The sequence below is a fragment of the [Scytonema hofmanni] UTEX 2349 genome, from assembly GCF_000582685.1.
Lineage (GTDB): Bacteria > Cyanobacteriota > Cyanobacteriia > Cyanobacteriales > Nostocaceae > Hassallia > Hassallia hofmanni.
Map to the genome: position 1 here is coordinate 1,117,195 of NZ_KK073768.1, position 20,128 is coordinate 1,137,322.

The 20,128-nt window shown below is 40.3% G+C and carries 23 protein-coding genes and 1 pseudogene; 11 read left to right on the forward strand and 13 right to left on the reverse strand.

Annotated features, from left to right (window positions below; all coding sequences use genetic code 11):
- Positions 1–29: 29 nt before the first annotated feature.
- From TOL9009_RS38755 to TOL9009_RS0109990, 4 genes are all read right to left on the reverse strand, one after another.
- Positions 30–437: a hypothetical protein gene (locus TOL9009_RS38755; protein WP_051502861.1), complete on the reverse strand. Its 408-nt coding sequence runs from the start codon at positions 435–437 to the stop codon at positions 30–32.
- Positions 438–596 carry a hypothetical protein gene (locus TOL9009_RS47115; RefSeq protein WP_186227526.1) on the reverse strand — a complete coding sequence of 53 codons (159 nt, stop codon included), beginning with the start codon at positions 594–596 and terminating at the stop codon, positions 438–440.
- A gap of 208 nt (positions 597–804) precedes the next feature.
- The gene (locus TOL9009_RS0109985; protein WP_029632676.1) at positions 805–2,889 is read right to left on the reverse strand and encodes a hypothetical protein; all 2,085 of its coding nucleotides are present in this window, start codon (positions 2,887–2,889) and stop codon (positions 805–807) included.
- A gap of 1 nt (position 2,890) precedes the next feature.
- Entirely contained in the window at positions 2,891–3,208 is a 318-nt protein-coding gene (locus TOL9009_RS0109990) for a hypothetical protein (protein ID WP_029632677.1), read from the reverse strand.
- Between the two features lie 423 nt (positions 3,209–3,631).
- Between TOL9009_RS0109990 and TOL9009_RS38765 the strand changes: the two are divergent.
- From TOL9009_RS38765 to TOL9009_RS0110010, 4 genes and pseudogenes are all read left to right on the forward strand, one after another.
- A pseudogene (locus TOL9009_RS38765) lies at positions 3,632–4,237 on the forward strand (IS110 family transposase); the annotation flags it as partial.
- A gap of 154 nt (positions 4,238–4,391) precedes the next feature.
- Entirely contained in the window at positions 4,392–5,627 is a 1,236-nt protein-coding gene (locus TOL9009_RS0110000; RefSeq protein ID WP_029632678.1) for an LL-diaminopimelate aminotransferase, read from the forward strand.
- 92 nt (positions 5,628–5,719) lie between these two features.
- Complete coding sequence (locus tag TOL9009_RS0110005; protein ID WP_029632679.1) at positions 5,720–6,289, forward strand: Uma2 family endonuclease; 570 nt, start codon at positions 5,720–5,722, stop codon at positions 6,287–6,289.
- A gap of 218 nt (positions 6,290–6,507) precedes the next feature.
- Positions 6,508–7,077, forward strand: coding sequence for a Uma2 family endonuclease (locus TOL9009_RS0110010; RefSeq protein WP_029632680.1), 570 nt, complete (start codon positions 6,508–6,510; stop codon positions 7,075–7,077).
- 162 nt (positions 7,078–7,239) lie between these two features.
- Here TOL9009_RS0110010 and TOL9009_RS0110015 read toward each other — a convergent pair whose 3' ends face one another.
- Together TOL9009_RS0110015 and TOL9009_RS0110020 are read right to left on the reverse strand one after the other, a co-directional pair.
- The gene (locus TOL9009_RS0110015) at positions 7,240–7,869 is read right to left on the reverse strand and encodes a precorrin-8X methylmutase (RefSeq protein WP_029632681.1); all 630 of its coding nucleotides are present in this window, start codon (positions 7,867–7,869) and stop codon (positions 7,240–7,242) included.
- Between the two features lie 174 nt (positions 7,870–8,043).
- Positions 8,044–8,853 (reverse strand): TPM domain-containing protein, encoded by an 810-nt coding sequence (locus TOL9009_RS0110020; protein ID WP_029632682.1) that lies wholly within the window; start codon positions 8,851–8,853, stop codon positions 8,044–8,046.
- 561 nt (positions 8,854–9,414) lie between these two features.
- Here TOL9009_RS0110020 and TOL9009_RS0110025 point away from each other — a divergent pair.
- Positions 9,415–10,599 (forward strand): RNA-guided endonuclease InsQ/TnpB family protein, encoded by a 1,185-nt coding sequence (locus TOL9009_RS0110025; protein ID WP_029632683.1) that lies wholly within the window; start codon positions 9,415–9,417, stop codon positions 10,597–10,599.
- 35 nt (positions 10,600–10,634) lie between these two features.
- Here the strand turns inward: TOL9009_RS0110025 and TOL9009_RS0110030 are convergent, their stop codons facing one another.
- From TOL9009_RS0110030 to TOL9009_RS0110050, 5 genes are all read right to left on the reverse strand, one after another.
- Entirely contained in the window at positions 10,635–11,189 is a 555-nt protein-coding gene (locus tag TOL9009_RS0110030) for a DUF948 domain-containing protein (protein WP_029632684.1), read from the reverse strand.
- 11 nt (positions 11,190–11,200) lie between these two features.
- Positions 11,201–11,581 carry a YtxH domain-containing protein gene (locus TOL9009_RS0110035; RefSeq protein WP_029632685.1) on the reverse strand — a complete coding sequence of 127 codons (381 nt, stop codon included), beginning with the start codon at positions 11,579–11,581 and terminating at the stop codon, positions 11,201–11,203.
- A 110-nt stretch (positions 11,582–11,691) separates the two neighbouring features.
- Positions 11,692–12,045 carry a hypothetical protein gene (locus tag TOL9009_RS0110040; protein ID WP_029632686.1) on the reverse strand — a complete coding sequence of 118 codons (354 nt, stop codon included), beginning with the start codon at positions 12,043–12,045 and terminating at the stop codon, positions 11,692–11,694.
- Between the two features lie 128 nt (positions 12,046–12,173).
- Entirely contained in the window at positions 12,174–12,764 is a 591-nt protein-coding gene (locus tag TOL9009_RS0110045; RefSeq protein ID WP_051503087.1) for an alpha/beta hydrolase, read from the reverse strand.
- Positions 12,765–13,008: 244 nt separating this feature from the next.
- Complete coding sequence (locus TOL9009_RS0110050) at positions 13,009–13,467, reverse strand: tellurite resistance TerB family protein (protein WP_029632688.1); 459 nt, start codon at positions 13,465–13,467, stop codon at positions 13,009–13,011.
- A 275-nt stretch (positions 13,468–13,742) separates the two neighbouring features.
- Between TOL9009_RS0110050 and purH the strand changes: the two genes are divergently transcribed.
- Positions 13,743–15,284: a bifunctional phosphoribosylaminoimidazolecarboxamide formyltransferase/IMP cyclohydrolase gene (purH, locus tag TOL9009_RS0110060; RefSeq protein WP_029632690.1), complete on the forward strand. Its 1,542-nt coding sequence runs from the start codon at positions 13,743–13,745 to the stop codon at positions 15,282–15,284.
- 146 nt (positions 15,285–15,430) lie between these two features.
- Here the strand turns inward: purH and TOL9009_RS0110065 are convergent, their stop codons facing one another.
- Positions 15,431–16,072: a Uma2 family endonuclease gene (locus TOL9009_RS0110065; protein WP_029632691.1), complete on the reverse strand. Its 642-nt coding sequence runs from the start codon at positions 16,070–16,072 to the stop codon at positions 15,431–15,433.
- A gap of 500 nt (positions 16,073–16,572) precedes the next feature.
- Here TOL9009_RS0110065 and TOL9009_RS0110070 point away from each other — a divergent pair, with 500 nt between their 5' ends.
- The 5 genes from TOL9009_RS0110070 (at position 16,573) to TOL9009_RS38770 (ending at position 19,199) form a co-directional block, all read left to right on the forward strand.
- Positions 16,573–17,151 carry a hypothetical protein gene (locus TOL9009_RS0110070; protein ID WP_029632692.1) on the forward strand — a complete coding sequence of 193 codons (579 nt, stop codon included), beginning with the start codon at positions 16,573–16,575 and terminating at the stop codon, positions 17,149–17,151.
- Between the two features lie 264 nt (positions 17,152–17,415).
- Positions 17,416–17,676 (forward strand): hypothetical protein, encoded by a 261-nt coding sequence (locus tag TOL9009_RS0110075; protein ID WP_029632693.1) that lies wholly within the window; start codon positions 17,416–17,418, stop codon positions 17,674–17,676.
- A gap of 284 nt (positions 17,677–17,960) precedes the next feature.
- Entirely contained in the window at positions 17,961–18,338 is a 378-nt protein-coding gene (locus tag TOL9009_RS0110080) for a VanZ family protein (RefSeq protein ID WP_029632694.1), read from the forward strand.
- A 156-nt stretch (positions 18,339–18,494) separates the two neighbouring features.
- On the forward strand, positions 18,495–18,953 hold the full coding sequence (locus TOL9009_RS0110085) for a cupin domain-containing protein (RefSeq protein WP_029632695.1): 459 nt from the start codon (positions 18,495–18,497) through the stop codon (positions 18,951–18,953).
- Positions 18,954–19,004: 51 nt separating this feature from the next.
- On the forward strand, positions 19,005–19,199 hold the full coding sequence (locus TOL9009_RS38770; RefSeq protein WP_038296902.1) for a phosphatase: 195 nt from the start codon (positions 19,005–19,007) through the stop codon (positions 19,197–19,199).
- 181 nt (positions 19,200–19,380) lie between these two features.
- Here the strand turns inward: TOL9009_RS38770 and TOL9009_RS0110095 are convergent, their stop codons facing one another.
- Entirely contained in the window at positions 19,381–19,992 is a 612-nt protein-coding gene (locus TOL9009_RS0110095; protein WP_029632696.1) for a hypothetical protein, read from the reverse strand.
- Positions 19,993–20,128 lie beyond the last annotated feature (136 nt).

The following is a 20,128-nucleotide window of genomic DNA, read 5'->3' on the forward strand; positions in this document are numbered from 1 at the left end:
AAGAAATAACAGTAAAAGCATTGTTGACGTCAATTTTCATAATTAATTTCGTATTGATAGATAGAAATATTGGCGCTAATAAACCATTTGGGAACCTGGATAGAAACAAAATAATTAATGTTTAAATCTGCAAAAACTATTAAATTGAATTTCCCTAAAAACAATCTCTCACGTTCTCCTGTAAAGCTTGAGCCTAAGCCAGTCGTAAGACTGCGGCTCAAGTAACCTGCATACTTCCAAATCTTGCCTACAGGAATAGTGGTAGCGACAGACACGGCAATAATAGGTTTATCAAACACAACTGGGACAATTATTTCAGTTATCTTTTCATAAATTGGTTTCCCTGCGGAATCGTTCAAGTAAGTTACAGCAGGGAAAGAATCACTATATTGCAAAGCCCAACTACTTTCTATCCCCAGCTGTAAATTCCTGGTCACTTATACCCCTCGGTACATTATTAATTCAATGTGATCGCAAAATTCGCCCACAATTTCCAAAGGGTCTTTTATGCCATGTAATTGCAGCTTGTCGCAGTAGTCGGCTGTAGAGATTCGATTCTCCAGCCATTCTCTTGCCGCTTTATTACATCCGATCATGCCAGCGAATTCTTCATCGCTGGCATAGACATCAATTTCTACAGCAAGTAAATCAATGTCATCATCAGGAACGCAAAGTGATCAGTTGTGGCTTGATAAAGTCTGTTAGAGTGTGCCCACGCTGCCGAGTATAGTCGCGTAATTTTTCAGCCCCAACAATAGATTTTACGAAAAGTTTGCAACACTAGAATTAATTATCTCAGTGACATCAAAAATTTTTGCCTTGGTCATCCTTTAGTCCAAGGAAGTTAAGAACGTTAGTAAATGCACCTATTAATGTTTGTCCAATATCATTAGAGAGCATTAGATGATTTTGCACTGTAGCGGCAAAGGTTAGTACCCCCAAAACTCTATCTAGTTGCAGCCATTTAAAACCATCGACTAATTTACCACTAATGCCTCCGGTAATTTGCTTGCCAAGCTTGTTATCAATTATTTTTAATAATGCTAATTGGGCAGCGTTTGCGCCTGCGTTTAACTTGTCAAATAAATTATTTGATTGATTGTTAGTATTTTGATTGACTCCACTGCCCAAGTCATTTAGAGCTTTGGCACCACATCCCCCAGGCTGCAAAGTTCGACAAGTTCCTGTAGCGCTTGCTGTTTCGATTTGCGGAATAGTGGGGATATCGGGGCGGATTGCAGCAGCAGCCCGTGCGGGAATCAAAGGAATTAGTCCTAATATTTGGTCGAGTTTGGGAATAGCTTGCTGGTTCACTTTCTCTTGTTCTTTGATTTTTGTCGTTAAGGCACCAATATCAGCCCCGATTTTTTTCTCGTTTACTTTTACTTGCTCTAAATCAGTTCGCAAATTGTTTACACTTTTAATTAGCCCGCCAACAGCCGGATCTGAAACTTGCAATCCTTGCTGTTCAAGTTTTGCGATGCGTTGATCTACGTTGGTTGCTACGGCTGCAATTCCGCCGGATAATACCTCATCATTTTTATACAAGCGATCAACACCACTAGTAACTAAATCAGCGGTTTTTGCCCCATATCTGCCTACCCACTCGGTAGCACTAAACTGGCTCTCAGTGACTTGTGCAAGCTTTCTTTCTACATAAGTTCTAGTCGCGCTATCCGTAGATTTAGTAATGGTTGCTTGCCTGACTTCAGCTTGTGTTACTGTTATTCCCCATCGTTTGGGATGTTCCGTTTCAATTGTTTTTATTTGAGATTGTAGGGATTGAACTTGTGCCGGAACTTTTTCTAGTTGAGCTAATTTGGTTAAAGCAGGAGCTAAATCAACACTAACTTTTTTAACACTATCTTGAATAGTTTGAATGACTTTATCTTGAAGCGTTGGTTTAGCTTTTTCCAGATTAGTAATCTTATTTTCAGTTGTATTTAATCTACCTTGAATGATTCCAATTGTTACTTCAATCTTTGATTGAAAATTACTTGTAGCACCTTGAGTAAATTTATTAATCTGCGATTGAACATTAGCGATTTTATCTTCTAATTTAGTTCGTCCAGCGCGAGTTTCATAGAGCGCATCATTTGATTTTTTCTTGGCGTCTGCAATTTCAGCTTCTAGTTTAGTTCGCCCTGCGCGGGTTTCATACAGCGCATCATTTGATTTTTTCTTGGCATCTGCGATTGAATCTCTAATTGCAGGCTGCTGTTTTTCAAGTCCATAAATCCTATCTCTAACTTTTTGGTTCTCTAGTTCAGCTTTATTTATCTGCTCTTGTTGCTTACGAATTAAAGCTGTATTAGCTAAAGCTCTTCCGTTGAGCTTGGTTAAATCTTCGCTGATTAAATTATTATTTTTATCTTGAGTATCTTGTACAAAATTAGATACCCAGGCAGCAAAGGCAGTTATTCCGGCTTGCGCTCCCATAATCGCTAAAGCACCGAGCATGTTACTAGCGCCTAAAGCTTTAGCTGCTGTATTTGCGCCGGGAACTTTCTTTAAAACAGTATCTATTACTTTCTTGCTATCTTCTGCTACTTTTTTTGTCTTATCTAATAATTTTTTACTCTCCTTCGCTAATTTCGTGCTTTCCTTCGCTAATTTTGTCGCTTCTTTGGCTGCTTTTTGAGCTTCTTTAGCAAGCCTCGCTTCTGTTTGAATCTTTTTTATATCCTGTGTGGTGAAATACCCTTCCCTAAAGAAAGTCGCCGCTCTACTAAGCTTTTTAAATTCCGCATCGGGTAGTTTCGTTGTACCCTTTGGTAATTTTATATTCCAATCTGCAAACTTGTATTTGCTTGTTTTAACAACTCTACCAACAACATTTAAACCTTGCTCTAATAGTGCTTTTGTAGCCGGACTTGGTGGTACACCCATATTATTTAAACAAATTGAATAAGTTAGTAAACATGGTTATCGAGCTAAATAGTTTATTTAAAATACCATCAGCAGAATCTAATAAATCACCAAAAAATCCGCCAATTTCTTTTACCTTGTCGGTGATTAACTTAATCTCTTCGTCTAGTTTATTGATGTATTTTTCTATAGCATCTAATCGTTTTCTTAATTCTGACAAGTCATTATCTTTGGGGTTTTTATCTTTGTTATCACAGCACTCCCTCTGTCTCCTCTCCAAGCCATCAATCTTTGCTGCCAAGTTAGCCAAGGCTGCATCAATTTCTTTACAATCAGCCATAGTTTCACCTGATTTTATTAGCTAAACTATTTATTTTATTAGCAGTACTTTTACACGGTACACAGCAATAGCCAGGATAAGCATTGGTTTCACAACGAACATGGTCTGGGGGGCAATTTTCATCGGAAGCTATTTCAAAGCTGCACTTAGTCCCCTTCTCGCTTCTATAAACCACTCCACTTTCAGTTGTTGCGATTATCTGACACCCACTGACTAAGCAACTATCACAATTACCGCTTACCTTTCCTTGGTCGTTAAATACCGTTACCGCGCTCACAAATCGGGCATTAAAGTAATTAAATTCATCCTAGTACGCCCTTGCCAAAGTTGTTTACAGCCTTGAGAGTGAGTTAGGCTAAGTGCCTTTGGGTGATTCGCAGGCTCTTGTACGAGGAATATCGGTTACACAAACAACCACGCCCAATGCAACAGAATAAAAGAATTTTGGGACTTGATGTTAGCAAGTCCTCAGTTTCTGCGTGCTTACTCGAAAGTAAGCCGAATGACCCACGGCATTTTTATTACGAATGTCCGTTTAAATTGTTTAGCGCCAACAGTGCAGGAATAAAAGCACTGTTGGCGCTAAAACCGGACATTGCAATTATGGAGCCAACGGGGGTAAATTACTCGCGTCTTTGGGGTACGCACCTTGCCCGCGCCGGGGTTGAGGTGCGTTTAGTCGGACATAAAGAAATGAGAAATTATCGGGAACACCATTTAAATTTACCAGACAAGGATGATGACGCAGACGCCCTCGCACTCGCTTGTTACTACTTTGATTATTGCGACTCCCCCAGGCGCTTTGTCCAAATCAGGGACTTCACTACAACCCGCATCAGAGAACTGGTGCTGAGGCTTGCTCACCTCAATCGAGTGCAAAGCCCAATCATTAATCGCTTGCGTCAGGATTTAGCTTGGCAGTTCCCCGAAATCGCACATGTAAATTCCCGGCGGGCAATTGATGGTGACGTGCCTTTGCTCTGGGGTTGGTTGTGTGGTGAACGCGAAAGCAAGCGATATGATAATTTGCGCGATCGCGCATCTCCGCCAAGGCTGCTAAGTTACTGTTTAGGGAATTGGTTAAAGTACTAGAGTGAATAATGTTGCACAATATTGAGGTTCCACTAACGTCACGCACTCCCTGGCTGATATCTATCGTATACGGTGTTTGTCGCAATCTACTATGGCAAAAATTAACAACAATTACCTTAAGCTCAAAGCAGGCTATCTATTCCCCGAAATTGCTCGACGAGTCAATGCTTTCGCGGAGGCAAACAGTGATGCAAATATCATTCGGTTAGGTATTGGTGATGTCACCGAACCTTTACCTGAAGCTTGTCGCACAGCTATGATTAAAGCTGTCGAAGAAATGGGCGAGCGCTCTACCTTTAAAGGCTATGGTCCGGAACAAGGTTATGCCTGGTTGCGAGAGAAAATTGCTTTACATGACTTTCAATCTCGCGGATGTGAGGTTGATGCATCGGAAATTTTCATTTCTGACGGTTCTAAGTGCGACACGGGCAATATTCTGGATATCTTTGGTAATGATAATGCGATCGCTGTCACCGATCCTGTTTATCCGGTGTATGTAGATACCAATGTCATGGCTGGACATACGGGAGAAGCTAATGATAAAGGTGAATTTGAAGGCTTTGTCTATCTGCCAATTACGGCTGAGAATAACTTTACTGCCGAAATTCCTGACAAGAAAATCGATTTAATTTATCTTTGCTTTCCCAATAATCCCACCGGGGCAACTGCTAGTAAAGAACATCTCAAGGCTTGGGTGGATTATGCTAAATCTCATAACTCGATCATCTTCTTTGATGCAGCTTACGAAGCGTTTATCACCGATTCTCAGATTCCCCACTCGATTTATGAAATTGAAGGTGCAAGAGATTGTGCGATCGAGTTTCGCTCTTTCTCCAAAAATGCCGGCTTTACGGGTACTCGTTGTGCCTTAACGGTTGTGCCGAAGACACTGAAAGGCAAAGCTGCTGATGGTTCTGATGTGGAACTGTGGAAGTTGTGGAATCGCCGCCAATCTACTAAGTTTAATGGAGTGTCTTATATTGTCCAACGGGGAGCGGAGGCAGTTTACTCCGAGGAAGGGATAGCACAAACTAAGGCACTTGTCAAGTTTTATATGGAAAATGCGAAAATAATTCGCAAGCAACTGACAGCAGCCGGATTGCAGGTCTATGGCGGCATAAATGCGCCTTACGTCTGGGTGAAAACACCTAATAATTTGTCGAGTTGGGATTTCTTCGATAAATTGTTGCAAACTGTAAACGTTGTGGGAACACCCGGTTCTGGTTTTGGTGCTGCGGGTGAAGGTTACTTTCGGATTTCGGCATTTAATAGTCGGGAAAACGTAGAAGAGGCGATGAAACGGATAACCGAGAAGTTTAAAATGTAGAAATTTGGGGTGGGCGATCGCTCTATTAATGTAGGGTGCGTTACTACGAAGAGCGCACCCTACAAACTCAAGGTTTTAAGGAGTAATTGCTGATTATGTTATCAACTCAGGTATCTTCAAACCTTTCGCTAGAAGAGTTTCTGAAATTACCCGAAACAAAACCGGCTAGTGAATATATCGACGGACGCATCTACCAAAAGCCAATGGCACAGGGAAAACATAGTACAATTCAAATTCGTTTAGCTACTGCTATTAATCAGATTGCAATCAATCAAAAAATAGCTTATGCATTTCCAGAATTACGCTGCACATTTGCGGGACGCTCTTTAGTTCCAGATATTGCTGTGTTTGAATGGGAAAGAATTCCTCTTGATGCCAAAGGCAGAGTAGCTAATAAATTTGAAATTTATCCAGATTGGATAATTGAAATTCTTTCTCCCGAACAATCTCCAAACCGAGTTATCCGTAAAATTACATTTTCTATACAAAATGGTACAAAGCTAGGTTGGTTTCTTGACCCCGAAGATGAATCTGTAATGATTTTTCAACCTAACCAACTACCAGAAATTAAAGAAGGACAAGATATTTTACCAGTTCTCAGTGTATTAAGAGACTGGCAATTATCTGTTGCAGATGTATTCGCTTGGTTGAGTTTTACATAAAAAATTGTTAAGAATAATTGCAGATGGCTGGCGGTTGAAATCGGATTTCGGCATTTAATAGCCGGGAGAACGTGGAAGAAGCGAGGAAACGGATTACCGAAAAGTTTAAAGTTTAATAATCGGGGTGGGTAATCGCTCTTTGATCGCTTTATTAATGTAGGGTGCGTTACTACGAAGAGCGCACCCTAAAAACTCAAGGTTTTAAGGAGTAATTGCTGATTATGCTATCAACTCAGGTATCTTCAAACCTTTCGCTAGAAAAGTTTCTGAAATTGTCAGAAACAAAACCGGCTAGTGAATATATCGACGGACGCATCTACCAAAAGCCAATGCCACAGGGAAAACATAGTACAATTCAAACCGAATTAGTCTCTGCCATCAATCAAGTTGGTAAACAACAAAAATTAGCTTATGCTTTTACTGAATTACGCTGTACATTTGCGGGACGCTCTTTAGTTCCAGATATTGCTGTGTTTGAATGGGAAAGAATTCCTCTTGATGCCAAAGGCAGAGTAGCTAATAAATTTGAAATTTATCCAGATTGGATAATTGAAATTCTTTCTCCCGAACAATCTCCAAACCGAGTTATCCGTAAAATTACATTTTCTATCCAAAATGGTACAAAGCTAGGTTGGTTTCTTGACCCCGAAGATGAATCTGTAATGGTTTTTCAACCTAACCAACTACCAGAAATTAAAGAAGGACAAGATATTTTACCAGTTCTTAGTGTATTAGGAGACTGGCAATTATCAGTTGCAGATGTATTCGCTTGGTTAAGTTTTACATAAAAAATTGTTAAGAATAATTGCATATGGTTGGCGGTTAGAATCTGTATTAAAATTCAACAAAGATATCTCCAGAAATTAATTATGCGTTTCCCGAAACCCTTGTAGAGAGGTAGCAATGCTACGTCTCTATGTCTTTTATGGAGATGTCTAAAGGTTAATTTTTTAATTTACCTTATTTGCGTTCTGCCCGTAAGCCTGCCAAGCTAAATCTACCAGACCGTCGGCGATCGCTGCTGCAATTACAGCATTACCTTTGCGACTATCAAGTGTAATATTAGGTACGAGAGAATCTTGCAAACGTTCTTTAGCAGAATCCACATTTACAAATCCGGCTGGGGTAGCGATGATTAAAGCTGGTCGAATTTCTTCCGCTTCAATTAAATCAACTAGTGCTGTGAGAGCGGTTTGCGCTTGACCGACAATATAAATGCCTTCTGGGTAACGTTTAGCTAAAGTTTCAATTCCCCAGGCAACACGAGTTTTGTCTTTTTGGGGACGCGTCAGCGCTTCCATGCTGCAATACACCGGATTGGCAAAAGTATTTTGAATGTGTTGTGCGATACCCACTTGTACCATTGGTACATCTACAACAATCGTGGTACGTGCCGCTAGTGCTGCTGCTCCCGCTTGCAAAGCACGCTCAGAAAAACGAATCAAAGACTTATACTCAAAGTCAGCTGTCGCATAAATTACCCGTCGGACAATTTCATACTCTGCGGGTGAAAAGACATGTTCGCCAATTTCACTATCAATAATTGCCAAACTTTGAGCATCAGTTAGGTGCCATTCCATCGGTATCAGCTTCTCTAGAGCTTTCAGCTTACAGCTTATCAGTAATAGAGAGTTAGGAGTCAAAAGTCAATGGTCAAAAATCAATGGTCAATGGTCAATGGTCAGGAGTGAGCAATTAATTAAAAATTCATAATTCGTAAAGACGCGACCGATCGCGTCTTTACAACTCAGCACTTAGGACTCAGCACTAGGAGAAGACCGGCTGAAAACAATTGAGAGATAGGCAACTAACGCACCAATGAGAAAACCAGAGATATTACGAACTATAGGTAGCCACTCGTGCGTCCGCGTTACTACAGGTCCAATACCAAAGGCAATAAACAAAATACCCCACAAAGGTGAGAAAATTAAAGCCCATTGCCAAGCAAAACCTTGTTTTTCACTGCGGGGTTGACCTGCAAATCCACAAATTACCCCACCAACTACTGAGCTAATTAGGGTGAGAATCCACTGCTCTCGTGGTAATCCGGGAACGGCAATGCAACCACCTTTAAGCAAACAGCCTTTAACTGATTGTAAGGCTTGGAGAATGGCTTGGTCTTCACCTTCTTCTCGGACAAAGTACAAATTACCGAAGCGGGTTTGTAATTCTATCCAAAAAGTGCGCGGTAGAAGTTCATAAACTGCATCCCCAACACTAAAGCTGAGGATGTTACCCCCACGGGAATCCGCAACTAGCAAAATGCTTTTGTCATCCAAACCCCAAAATTTAATTACTGCGCGACCTGGGGTGCGGTCATATTGAGTCAAAACTCTCAGTTTCCAGCCGGTTTCGGCTTGAAATTGATTTAGGTCATTGACAAGCTGTTCTTCTTGAATGTCGGTCAGAGTTTTGGCTAAGTCTACAACTGGGGTTGGTTTGTCAGGTAGTAACTCAGGATTGTTATAAGCCAGTGCGCTTGGGGAATGCATCACCCAAATTGAGCCAACCAAGAAAAATACAGTAATCGATACCAGAATTCGTCGCCAAAAACAATTCTGCATGGACGTTTTTATACAATTTTCAACAGTAGACGTGAAGAAGTTGTTTTAAAAGAATACGGCAAAAGTGATACTTCTTTACACTTGTTTACTTTACTCTAATCTAAGGGTGTAGATCAAAGCATTGTTTCACATCCTCATTTTTGGGGAAAAATTAGAAGCGAAAGCTGACTGCATAGGCAAAGCGTCGAAAATTAGCTAAAATCACAATTTAGACAAAAAGTCAATATTTTTTTAACTTTATAAGGTAGATGCCGAAAACCCCTGAGAAACAGCAACGCAGTTGCGCTTTTCGTGCTTCAGACAGGGGATGAAGGCTATTGAGCAGGGTTTACCCTGCCTTCAGGTATTTTCGGATCGGGGAGAGAGTCGATCCATTCATCAAGCATACTGCTGATAGTTCTGTCTAGTTCAGTTGATAATAAGACAAGCTTATAGTATCTGCGGTCAGTCATTCTTACGTTTAATCTTTTAGTTTTCATTATGTCAACCGTTGGCGTTACTTTGATGTTAATATATAAGCAGGTCGAAAACAAGTGAAGGCGGAGTAGCAAGGTTAAAGCAATGCTGGTTCTGGAATACAAAGTTAAAGGCAAAAAAGCTCAGTACACAGCTATCGATGATGCTATTCGTACCACCCAATTCATCCGCAATAAAGCGATTAGATATTGGATGGATGCTGACAGAGAATTAAAAGTTGACAAATTTGCGCTTAACAAATATTCCACCCAACTTCGCAAAGATTTTACCTTCGTTACTGACTTAAATTCAATGGCTTGCCAAGCTGCCGCAGAACGTGGATGGGCTGCTATATCTAAGTTTTACGACAATTGCAAATTTAGCAAGCCTGGTAAAAAAGGGTTCCCAAGATTTCAAAAAGATTGTCGTTCAGTTGAGTATAAAACATCAGGATGGCGGTTGCATGAGACTAAAAGACGCATCACTTTTACCGATAAAAAAGGTATTGGTGAGTTAAAACTTTTAGGGAAATGGGACTTGCAAACGTACAATATCAAAGACATTAACAGAGTTCGTCTAATCCGTCGCGCAGATGGGTATTACGCTCAATTCTGTATAGTCATTGATGTTGTAGACATTCAGCCTAAAACCGGACAAGAAATAGGTTTAGACGTTGGGATAGAGTCGTTCTATTCTGATAGCAATGGACATCATGAACCTAACCCAAAGTTTTTGAGAAAAGCTGAAACATCAATCAAAAAAGCTCAAAGACGTATTTACAAAAAGGTAATCATGTCATCGGGTAGACACAAGGCAAGGAAAGTCTACGCCAAAAAACACTTAAGAGTAAGTAGGCAACGTATAGAACATGCAAAGAGAATTGCACGTTGCGTAGTCAGGTCTAACGACCTAGTAGCCTACGAAGATTTAAGAGTTTCTAATATGCTCAAAAATCATTGTTTGGCAAAATCAATTAGTGATGCTAGTTGGTCTTTGTTCAGGCAATGGTTAGAATATTTCGCACTCAAGTTTGACAAGTTAGCTGTAGCTGTACCACCTCATTACACGTCTCAAAAGTGTAGTAGTTGCGGTGTAATTGTCAAAAAATCTCTATCAACTCGTACCCATAATTGCGCTTGTGGATGTGAGTTGCATAGAGATGTTAACGCTGCGGTGAATATTCTGAAACTTGGAAAACAAGCTAGGGACGGGCAGTCCCGAAGTAACGCTGTAGGAGTCGGAATCTCTACGCTAGTTGGCGCAAGCCTGCTAGAGCAAATTCTGACGTAGATTACAGAATCCCCGTGCATTTATGCCGGGGAGTGTCAATCTTGCTCAGACCATTCCTCAGCGGCAGTGGATTTCGGCAACGAATCTTCATCATTAAAATCCCAGCTAGCAGCGTCGTTGTAACCGTTGTCATTGCGGCTGCGTTGCCTCTTGGCTTCACGTTCTCGCGACGTGAGCGGTGATGAAGCACCTGCTGAGAAACGGTCAACTTGTCGTCTGGGAGATTTTTGGCGTGTAAAGGTTTTCCAAGCTGCTTTCACGCCAACAAATATGCTGCGCGTACCTATTTGAACGTTTTGCGCTTGCTTTTTAGCACTATCCAGGCTTTGATCAACTTGTTGAACGACTTGACTAGCACTTTTGACACCTTCACTGACATCATCAGTTAAGTCAGTAATTTCCATGCCAGTGGTGCGGATAGCATTTAGAGTCGGTGGTAACTCTCGTGAGAGGGTATCAAATAATTTTTCAGCACTGCGAGCGGCTCTAGCTAACTCCTGCAAAGCTGGTATAGCCGCTACTAAAACAGCAGTTAAACTAACGGCGACGAGAAGAATCGATAGTCCCAGCCAAAACAGGGGGTCAATCACAGTTATGCTATCTATGAGCGATCTAGAGTTGAAGGAAGAGAATTGGAATTTTCTAATTGCACTGAAGCCGCGCTTCGGTTTTCTTGTGCGCTTTTTTGCTTCAAGACTTGGTTTTCTCGCACAGTTGCATCTATCCCGGAGGCGATCGCATCTCGCAGTCGATCCAATGTCTCATCCCAGTTTTTCAATGCGCTGCTAGAAAGACGATCTGCCTGAATCTGGACGCTTGTTGATAAATCTTCTGCCAATTCTGGCAAAGCATCGGCAGATTTCTTCAATATTTTCCGCGTTTCGCGCCCAGTGCGTGGAGCTGCGAGCAAACCGGTCAAAGCACCGATGGTAGCTCCCAGCATCAAACCGCCAATAAATATTCCAGAACGGTTGTTAGACATCTTCTTATTTTTCTCCTTACACCCATTTTAGGTAGGTTTTCACGCCTTGCAAGTCAAAATAATTTTACTTATTTTTTTAAGTGACAATATATCCGCTGGAATTGTTGCCTTTATTTATTAGTTGATTTTACTACGATCTTTTTGTTATGTTTTGTTCCTAACCCAAGTTTGACAAAATAGCGCCGCTGGATTTGCTGTCCAACAAGCAGCAAGCTGAATATTTGCCGCACTTGTTGAATTTGTACTTGTATCGACTGGTTTCCCTGCCGCAAGTTATGAATATTTTGCTGTCGGATAGAAATATTGGACGGTGCTTTGTCAAGTACCGCATGAGTGCAGCGTTCAAGAACAGTTAACCGATTCGCCATATTCGCCAACCGCTGTTTCAATTTCCACACTTGCCGAGCGATATAAAGTAGTATTAAGGAAATTAGAATATTAATAATAACAACTAATGCTACCATTTATTACCTGGAGTAGATGGATGGCGGAGCTTGTTTTCAACAAACCCCCCTATTAATGATAGCGATCGCACCAGGAATGGTTTAGCAGTTTTCCTAAAATCCCCCAGCTTATAGCCGTGGGGAGCCTATCAAATATTAACCACGAAATTCTGTAATATATCTAACATTTCTGGACGAATTTCATGCCCCATATCAAATTCATGATATTCTACGGTAACTTTTAAAGATTCCAGAGTTTCCCTAGCCCTGATTGCAGCTTGCAATGGCACCACTGTATCTTGTCTGCCATGCGTAATTAAAACCGGCGGTAGAGACTTCATATTTCGCTCTACATTGATTCCTGCACCTGGATGCAAATATCCACTCATACAAATTAAACCTGCTAGGGGCAAGGTTAATCCCACATCCAAAGTCATGGCACCACCTTGAGAAAATCCACTCAAAATTGTTTGCGATAATGGTACGCCAGTACTACTTTCTAAAGTTTGCAACCAATCTATAAGAATTTGCCGACTTTCTGCCAAACCCTGATACATATTTTCCATTCTCAAGTCATACCACGCTCTACCAACAGAGGAATTAGGAAAAGGAAAAGGTGCATTGGGAAAAATAAACTGATAATCTGGCAAATTAAAAAAGGGTAATAAAGATGCTAGATCGTCCGCATTTGCACCCCAACCGTGCAAAGTGACAATTAAGCCTTTAGGTATTTGCCCCATTTTTGGCGGAAAGGTGATAAATTCCACGCGACAGATATTTTCTCCAGCGATTAAACTCTATTCATAGATATTACTTCTTTAGTGAAGTTAGGGTAAAGGTTTATAAAAAAGTAATATTAATAAATTAGACATCAACCGCTCTTTTATTATGCGTTGAATCAGACATATTATTGTAGAGACGTTCCGACGGAACGTCTCATTAGAGAAATTAGGATTTCAGATTTGAATTCAGCAACCCCAAGAATTATTCCTCTTCTTCCTCTTCTTCCCCAAACAACTCGTCTATAATTTCTTCAGCCCGCTCATCTGAAATGTTCAAAGCTTGTTGAAGTTCGGCAAGATATTCCTCTTCAGCTTGGGGTAGTTCATCATCAATCGCTACCACAGTCAGCGCGGTGATGTATGCAGCTTCTCGATAATCTTGATTCGGTAGAGATGCGATCGCTTGATCGATGACATTTTGGGCTTCTTCTTCCTCAAGCAAGCTATAGACTTTATCAGTCAACTGTTGAAAATCATCATCAGAATAATCTTCAAATTGGGAAATAGCACCAAGCATTTCACTTAAAGCGTACTCTTCTGCAATGGTGATACCTTCATCATCAGCAGATGCAGTGAACAGTCCAATCACTGCGATCGCAACTTCTGGTTCTAGAGCAACTAAGTTTGCGCTACGGCTCTTAAGCAAGTGGCTTTTAGACATAACTATCCTTTGAGAGAAAGAGTGAAGAATAAGGAAGCAATTCCTTGTGGTTTATGCTTCCTCATTTATAGTTCCCAAAATCAAGTGAAAAAATGCACAGATGTCAAAATAAAAACTGGGGACTGGGGACTGGGGGACAAGGGGGACAAGGGGACAAGGGGGACAAGGGGACAAGGGGGACAAGGGGAGAAATCTTTCCCCTTTCCCTTTTTCCCCTTCAAGAATGCCTTTCTTCGGTAGAATAAAGTGCATCTTAGAAAGAAAACTGGGGAATTATGGCGCGTCTGGCACTGCTGAGTGTATCTAACAAAACTGGTTTAATTGACCTTGCCCGTAGCTTGGTAGAAGAATTTGGCTTTGATTTAATCAGCAGTGGGGGAACAGCCAAAGCGATCGCTGATGCAGGATTGCCAGTTACAAAAGTTGCCGATTACACAGGCTCACCAGAAATTTTAGGCGGTCGAGTGAAAACCCTGCATCCTCGAATTCATGGAGGAATCTTAGCACGGCGGGATGTGCCTGAGGATCTGACTGATTTGGCAAACAACCAAATTCGCCCGATTGATTTGGTCGTGGTTAACCTTTATCCTTTTGAGGAAACGATCGCGAAACCTGATGTAACCTTAGCCGCAGCAGTTGAACAAATCGATATCGGCGGTCCGGCAATGTTGAGAGCGGCATCGAAAAACTTTGCTCATCTCACAGTTTTATGCGATCCGGCTCAATATGACAATTATTTGCAGCAATTGCGGGAAAATAAAGGTGAAGTTTCTCTAGAGTTTCGTCAAAAGTCTGCTTTAAAAGGCTTTTTGCATACTTCCAGTTATGACGCCAGCATCGCTGACTACCTCAGCCAGCAGCAGAAAACCGAATCAACACCTGAACAATTCACCCTTTCTGGCAAACAATTACAAGCTCTGCGCTATGGCGAAAATCCCCATCAAAGCGCTGGTTGGTATGCAACGGGAAACACGACCACCGGATGGGCAGCTGCTAGCAAACTTCAAGGCAAAGAACTTAGTTACAACAACTTAGTTGATTTAGAAGCTGCACGGCGGATAATTTCGGAATTTCCAGACACGCCCGCAGCGGCGATTCTTAAGCATACTAATCCGTGTGGTGTGGCTTTGGGAAGCAATCTTAACGAAGCTTATCAAAAAGCTTTTAATGCGGATGCAACTTCGGCGTTTGGGGGAATTGTTGCGCTCAACGGGACCATTGATGCTGCGACTGCTAGGGAGTTAACCAAGACATTTTTAGAATGTGTAGTTGCACCAAGTTGTGATGAAGATGCATTAAGTATTCTTGGGGCAAAATCTAAAGTGCGAATTTTGATTTTACCTGATTTGAGCAGTGGACCGAAAGAAACAGTGAAAGCGATCGCCGGGGGTTTTCTCGTGCAGGCTGCGGATGATATTATAGCTGATACCAGTCAATGGAAAATTGTCAGCGATCGCCAACCCACGCAAACAGAGTTGGAAGAATTGCTGTTTGCTTGGAAAGTTTGCAAACACGTTAAATCTAACGCGATTGTGGTTAGTAGCGATCGCACGACATTAGGTGTGGGCGCCGGTCAAATGAACCGCGTCGGTTCAGTTAAAATTGCTTTAGAACAAGCTGGAGACAAAGCCAAAGGTGCAATTTTAGCTAGTGATGGATTTTTCCCTTTTGATGATTCGGTCAAGTTTGCTGCACAGAAGGGAATTAGTGCGATCGTTCAACCAGGAGGAAGCTTGCGAGATGCTGACTCAATCAAAGCTGCAAACGAACTGGGTTTGGTGATGGTGTTGACAGGTGTACGTCACTTTCTCCATTAAATAATAACTCTAAAACCCTCTAGAGACGTTACATATAACGTCTCTACAATACAGGCAATAAACCTGACATAATATAGCATTTCCTAATAATAGTAAGATGAAGTATCTGCTATATCAGGAATGATTTCAATTTGGGATAATTTTGCTTACAAAACAATATCGAAAATTTGTTGAGCAGTGAGGTTTAATTGCCCAAACGTTGGAGAAATAATCAAATTGCTACCCCTAAACAAAGTCTTTACATATTCCCCTTCGACTAGCTCACATACAAAAATTGCGGCTTGTTTGGGATAACCGATAAAATCACGTCCACCCAAAGCTGCGTAATCTACAATCCAGTATTCGGGAATACCCATTTCTTCATAATCTCGAAGTTTATCATAGTAGTCGTCACGCCAATTAGTGCTAACAACCTCGACTATTAATTTGACCGAAGTCGCATTTTCAATGACTGATTCGGTTTCCCAGCGCTTTTCATCGCCAATAGTTTCTTCATTCAAAATAATGATGTCTGGTTCGTAGCCCGATTTATCACGCTTCGGCTTAACAATCGATTCTTTGGGAATGAACCAAATACCCCGCTTACCCAGTTCTCTGATGGCTATCAGGAATTCTTCAATGAGAAAACCTGATAATTTTGAATGCTTTCCTCTAGGTTTTGGCATCTCAACAATTACCCCATCATGCAATTCGTAGCGTACTTCTGAATTTTCTGGATACCATTCGATAAATTCATCGAAGGTATGTATTTTTGCTTCAGCTTGGGTTTGTGTTTGAGCTTGGGACATAAATGCCTCCACATATATTTAACTTTAATATATATAGGACTTACGGAAGTATCATATTTTTTCCTTTAGAGGAAGTAATGCGATCGCAAATTTTATTAACTTAAGTTGCGGGTTATTAAATCTCTCTACAAGCCAAGTACAGCAAGTGCCTTAGTTTAACACAGTCTTTTTAGTTACACTAGATATAAGTTAAATTACTTATAAAAACCTCGAAAAAGCTCGAAAAAATTTACCAGAAAATAGCATTTTTCTGGTATAAACTTTAAAAAAATTTCTATTCCCACAGTCAATATTATGAAAAGACATTTTTGATGTCAGACCAGAATTCCACGACATCAACCAAATACATGAAGAAATTCAAAAAAGGCATAATAGCTAAAAAACTAGGGGAATAAAAGATAATGAAAAGGCACAAGGAAAGAGGTTTTTGGGCAACTTTACTTTTCGTTACATACTTCTGTTTTTTTACACCTCTCTACTTAAGTCTGACAAAGGGATCGATGAGTTGGTGGAAGTCTAGCAGTCAAACTTGGGAGAAAATTAGCGATAAGCTGGACTTACAAAACAATGGCAGACAGTCTGAACGGTTAAAACTGCGGGTTGACAGGTCAACTTCGTTTAGTTTCTCCACGGTTGACGGTTATAACTACTTTCACGACAACACCCCCACCAATCCTGAAGCTGAAATCAGTTTACTTGGCGATGGTTTAAAATTCGATATGGGCGATCGCAGAACTACTGGGTGGAATATGGGGAAAATCTACCCAACAACTAACTTGAGTTGGAACAATGGCGTCGTCAGTTCTGGGGGAAATGGTATTCGCATCTCTGAAACTATCGGTGCTGATGATGTATCAGATTATGCTAAATTTCAACTAACGAAGGATGCAACTATCACATTAACTACCAAGGATGCGATCGCTCAAATCATTAACTCAAAAGCTATCGTGGTAGCGGATTCTCATGATAGTTACAACTCAACAATTACTGTAACTCTCAAACAAGGAATCTACTCCTTGGGCTACAGCACAGAAAGCTCAACCGAATCAATTTTTACTTCCGAGTTAAGTTTGGAGTAATTTAATATGATAGTCTTGATTCATGCGGCGATATATCTAGAAATTTTTAAGGGCAGACAAAATGCCTGCCCTTTCAGATCATAAAAATTGTGAAGTACCTCAACCACAAGGGTCTAGGTTTCTTGGGCACACATGATTTTCTCAGTGTTATCCTAGTCTTACAACTAGCTCCTCAAGCGTGAATTCCGGCACTCCCTGCCGTACAAGAAGTATTATAACATGGCATTTGGGCTTGTATTGAAAACTTTTATCAAGGAGTAGACAATGGGCAGATTAAATCCTTTCTCTCTACAAATGCAGATTACTAGCATGTTTGAACAAGGGCAATCATTTTTTGCCACCACAAAAGTGCAAGATTGGTTGAAAGAGCGTCAGCACAATCCAGCAGATTATGATATTTTTTTTCATAAAAAACCCGCTCCCCCTGGTTCCAAAGAAGTGATGGTAGTTGAAATTGAACTGCGTCGCAAAGATGGACAACCTGTAGATCCGTGGTTGCAAGAACAAGCTAACCTTCATGCTTGAAAAACGTAGGTGCGCTTGAAAGCGCACCTATTGCTAATTCTTAAAATTAGAAAAAACAGATATTATTAGACATCGATCGCTATGCTTATGATGCGTTACCACAAAGCCAAGAGACGTAGCAGTGCTACGTCTATACATTCATTTTCACTTTCTATGTCTATTTAAGAGAAAATTAAATTTTCATTTATATTAAATTAATATATTTTTTGTAAAAGAGCGCTTTCAATTGCGGAATGCTATGAGTTTTAATTGAAGTTATAGTAATATTTTTCAAATTCTCATTCATGATATCAAAATGCCGTTGGGTTTTTGCTTTTTGGGTTTACTTCGGCATTTTAATGACAATTGTTATTTCTGCCTACCTGAAAATTCTACCCGTTAAAAGCTCTACTATTCCCTTTTATGACACAATCGGGCATTTTGTTTTAATAGGAATCGCGGCTTTTCTCAGTCATTTAGCATTAAACAAACGACGAATTAGTTTATTAATTATTTCTCTGCCTTTAGCACCAATATTAGTTACATTTTTCACCATCAGTGAAGAGTTTCTGCAAAAACTTTCACCAAATCGCACTTTTGATTTAATTGATTTAGCTTCTGATTTTTGTGGGATTGTCTTATTTACTTGGTTAGCAGAAAGACAAAAAAATCAACTTGAATAATTTTTATAATATATATATCTAATTTGCCATCAATAAAATGGATTGCCCTTTGCTGTTTGCCAGAAATGGTTCCATATTATGAACGCTGGGGTTTTACATCTAAATTTAGTAAAATTCAGTTGATGTTTAGAATAAACGAAAATAGGGAAATCAATAATGATAATTAACCCAGAAAATGTACCCAGTCGCACAACTTCAAATTATCCTGATGAATTTAAGCCTTTGGTGTCAGGAAGAGTGAAACAAGCGTTAGGTAATGCGGCTGGATTGAAAAACTTCGGTGTAAATTTGGTTACACTTGCACCGGGAAGCTGTTCTGCGTTGAGGCATTGGCATACGCGACAAGATGAGTTTATCTATGTTATGAAGGGTGAAATCACGCTAATTAGCAACGAGGGAGAACAAATATTAAAACGGGGTATGATGGCAGGTTTCCCTGCTGGTGAGGAAAATGGACACCATCTGGTGAATAAATCGGAGGCGATGGTAGTTTATTTAGAAATTGGCGATAGAACTCCAGGCGATCGCGTAACCTATCCAAATGATGATATCATCGCTGAATCTACTCCTGATGGTTGGATGTTTACACGCAAAGATGGTAGTTTGTATGATTAAATTTGCATAAATCTTGAAAGCGATACTCCTACGGAGTCACTTTGTGAACGCATGGAAGATATATACAACTTTCTGAAAATATCGGATACAATTGCCACTTCCAGACAACCGACTTATGAACAGTTTTCGGCAATAAAAAAGGCAGGATACGAAGTTATTGTAAATCTAGCATTACCAGAATCCCCTAACGCTTTGCCAGATGAAAAGCAAATTGTCGAAAGTCAAGGTATGCAATATGTCCACTAAGCAAACAGACCCGGAACCCCACCCCGCCAAAGCTGCGCTTTAGCTCCCCTCCCCCTCCGGGTTCGCCACTTCGACGGGACGGTACAGGCAACCGCCGAGTGGACTCACCGCAAGCGGGGAGGGGTTGGGGGTGGGGTTCTTTTATTATGGGTAATTTGGCGGACATGATCTGACTACGAAATTAAAAATAGAGAAAATCTTTTACTTGAAATTGTTTCGTTTCCTTACGCTTTCTTTTTTTACGCACATCATAATAAACTAAATCTAAAACTACTTTATCTCGACCGATTATTTGATAATTTTCTATTTTATCTAAATAATAATTTTTATTTTCGTAAATTGACTTTCCTAACTTAATTCCCGGAAAAATAATCTTTTCTTGTTTTAAAACAAATCCCCGCTGTGCGTCTGTATCTAACCATACAGGACTTTTATACACGACTATATTATAAGATTTAAATTTAATTTCTTGCTCTGGCTGATAAATACCAATTAATAAAAAGATGATAGTAGCATTGTTGAAAATCCAGAGAGAAAGCAAACTTGGTAATAAAAATATCCAAAAATTTATCAGTTTTAGCCACCATCTGCGAAAGAAAAACCCATTAATTATAAGTAAAAAGGGAATCAACAAGAATAATGCTACAGCGATCGCATTGAAGGAAGGATATACGAAACTAAATATTTTAAATATCAAATTTGCTAAAAACAAAACCGAAATAAACGCAATAATAACCAGATTCAGCAATGGTTGGTTTTTGCGAGGTTTGAAAAACCTAAATAACCGCTTCATGAAATTTTCCTTTCATCAGCTATTAACAGTAACCGTCGTAGAGACGTTCCGCCGGAACGTCTCTACATATACACAACGAAACCGCCTAATACACGATAGGCGGTTTTTAAAGAATTATTTTATGATAGTTCTTCCT

Coding starts and splice junctions, on each gene's coding strand:
- TOL9009_RS0110015 (WP_029632681.1), bottom strand. CDS start 7,869: ATGGAATGGCACCTAACTGATGCTCAAAGTTTGGCAATTATTGATAGT.
- TOL9009_RS0109985 (WP_029632676.1), bottom strand. CDS start 2,889: ATGGGTGTACCACCAAGTCCGGCTACAAAAGCACTATTAGAGCAAGGT.
- TOL9009_RS0110095 (WP_029632696.1), bottom strand. CDS start 19,992: ATGAAGCGGTTATTTAGGTTTTTCAAACCTCGCAAAAACCAACCATTG.
- TOL9009_RS0110080 (WP_029632694.1), top strand. CDS start 17,961: ATGATATCAAAATGCCGTTGGGTTTTTGCTTTTTGGGTTTACTTCGGC.
- TOL9009_RS0110085 (WP_029632695.1), top strand. CDS start 18,495: ATGATAATTAACCCAGAAAATGTACCCAGTCGCACAACTTCAAATTAT.
- TOL9009_RS0110050 (WP_029632688.1), bottom strand. CDS start 13,467: ATGTCTAAAAGCCACTTGCTTAAGAGCCGTAGCGCAAACTTAGTTGCT.
- TOL9009_RS0110045 (WP_051503087.1), bottom strand. CDS start 12,764: ATGGGGCAAATACCTAAAGGCTTAATTGTCACTTTGCACGGTTGGGGT.
- TOL9009_RS0110040 (WP_029632686.1), bottom strand. CDS start 12,045: ATGGTAGCATTAGTTGTTATTATTAATATTCTAATTTCCTTAATACTA.
- TOL9009_RS0109990 (WP_029632677.1), bottom strand. CDS start 3,208: ATGGCTGATTGTAAAGAAATTGATGCAGCCTTGGCTAACTTGGCAGCA.
- TOL9009_RS0110075 (WP_029632693.1), top strand. CDS start 17,416: ATGGGCAGATTAAATCCTTTCTCTCTACAAATGCAGATTACTAGCATG.
- TOL9009_RS0110020 (WP_029632682.1), bottom strand. CDS start 8,853: ATGCAGAATTGTTTTTGGCGACGAATTCTGGTATCGATTACTGTATTT.
- purH (WP_029632690.1), top strand. CDS start 13,743: ATGGCGCGTCTGGCACTGCTGAGTGTATCTAACAAAACTGGTTTAATT.
- TOL9009_RS47115 (WP_186227526.1), bottom strand. CDS start 596: ATGATCGGATGTAATAAAGCGGCAAGAGAATGGCTGGAGAATCGAATC.
- TOL9009_RS0110035 (WP_029632685.1), bottom strand. CDS start 11,581: ATGTCTAACAACCGTTCTGGAATATTTATTGGCGGTTTGATGCTGGGA.
- TOL9009_RS38770 (WP_038296902.1), top strand. CDS start 19,005: ATGGAAGATATATACAACTTTCTGAAAATATCGGATACAATTGCCACT.
- TOL9009_RS0110000 (WP_029632678.1), top strand. CDS start 4,392: ATGGCAAAAATTAACAACAATTACCTTAAGCTCAAAGCAGGCTATCTA.
- TOL9009_RS0110065 (WP_029632691.1), bottom strand. CDS start 16,072: ATGTCCCAAGCTCAAACACAAACCCAAGCTGAAGCAAAAATACATACC.
- TOL9009_RS0110025 (WP_029632683.1), top strand. CDS start 9,415: ATGCTGGTTCTGGAATACAAAGTTAAAGGCAAAAAAGCTCAGTACACA.
- TOL9009_RS0110070 (WP_029632692.1), top strand. CDS start 16,573: ATGAGTTGGTGGAAGTCTAGCAGTCAAACTTGGGAGAAAATTAGCGAT.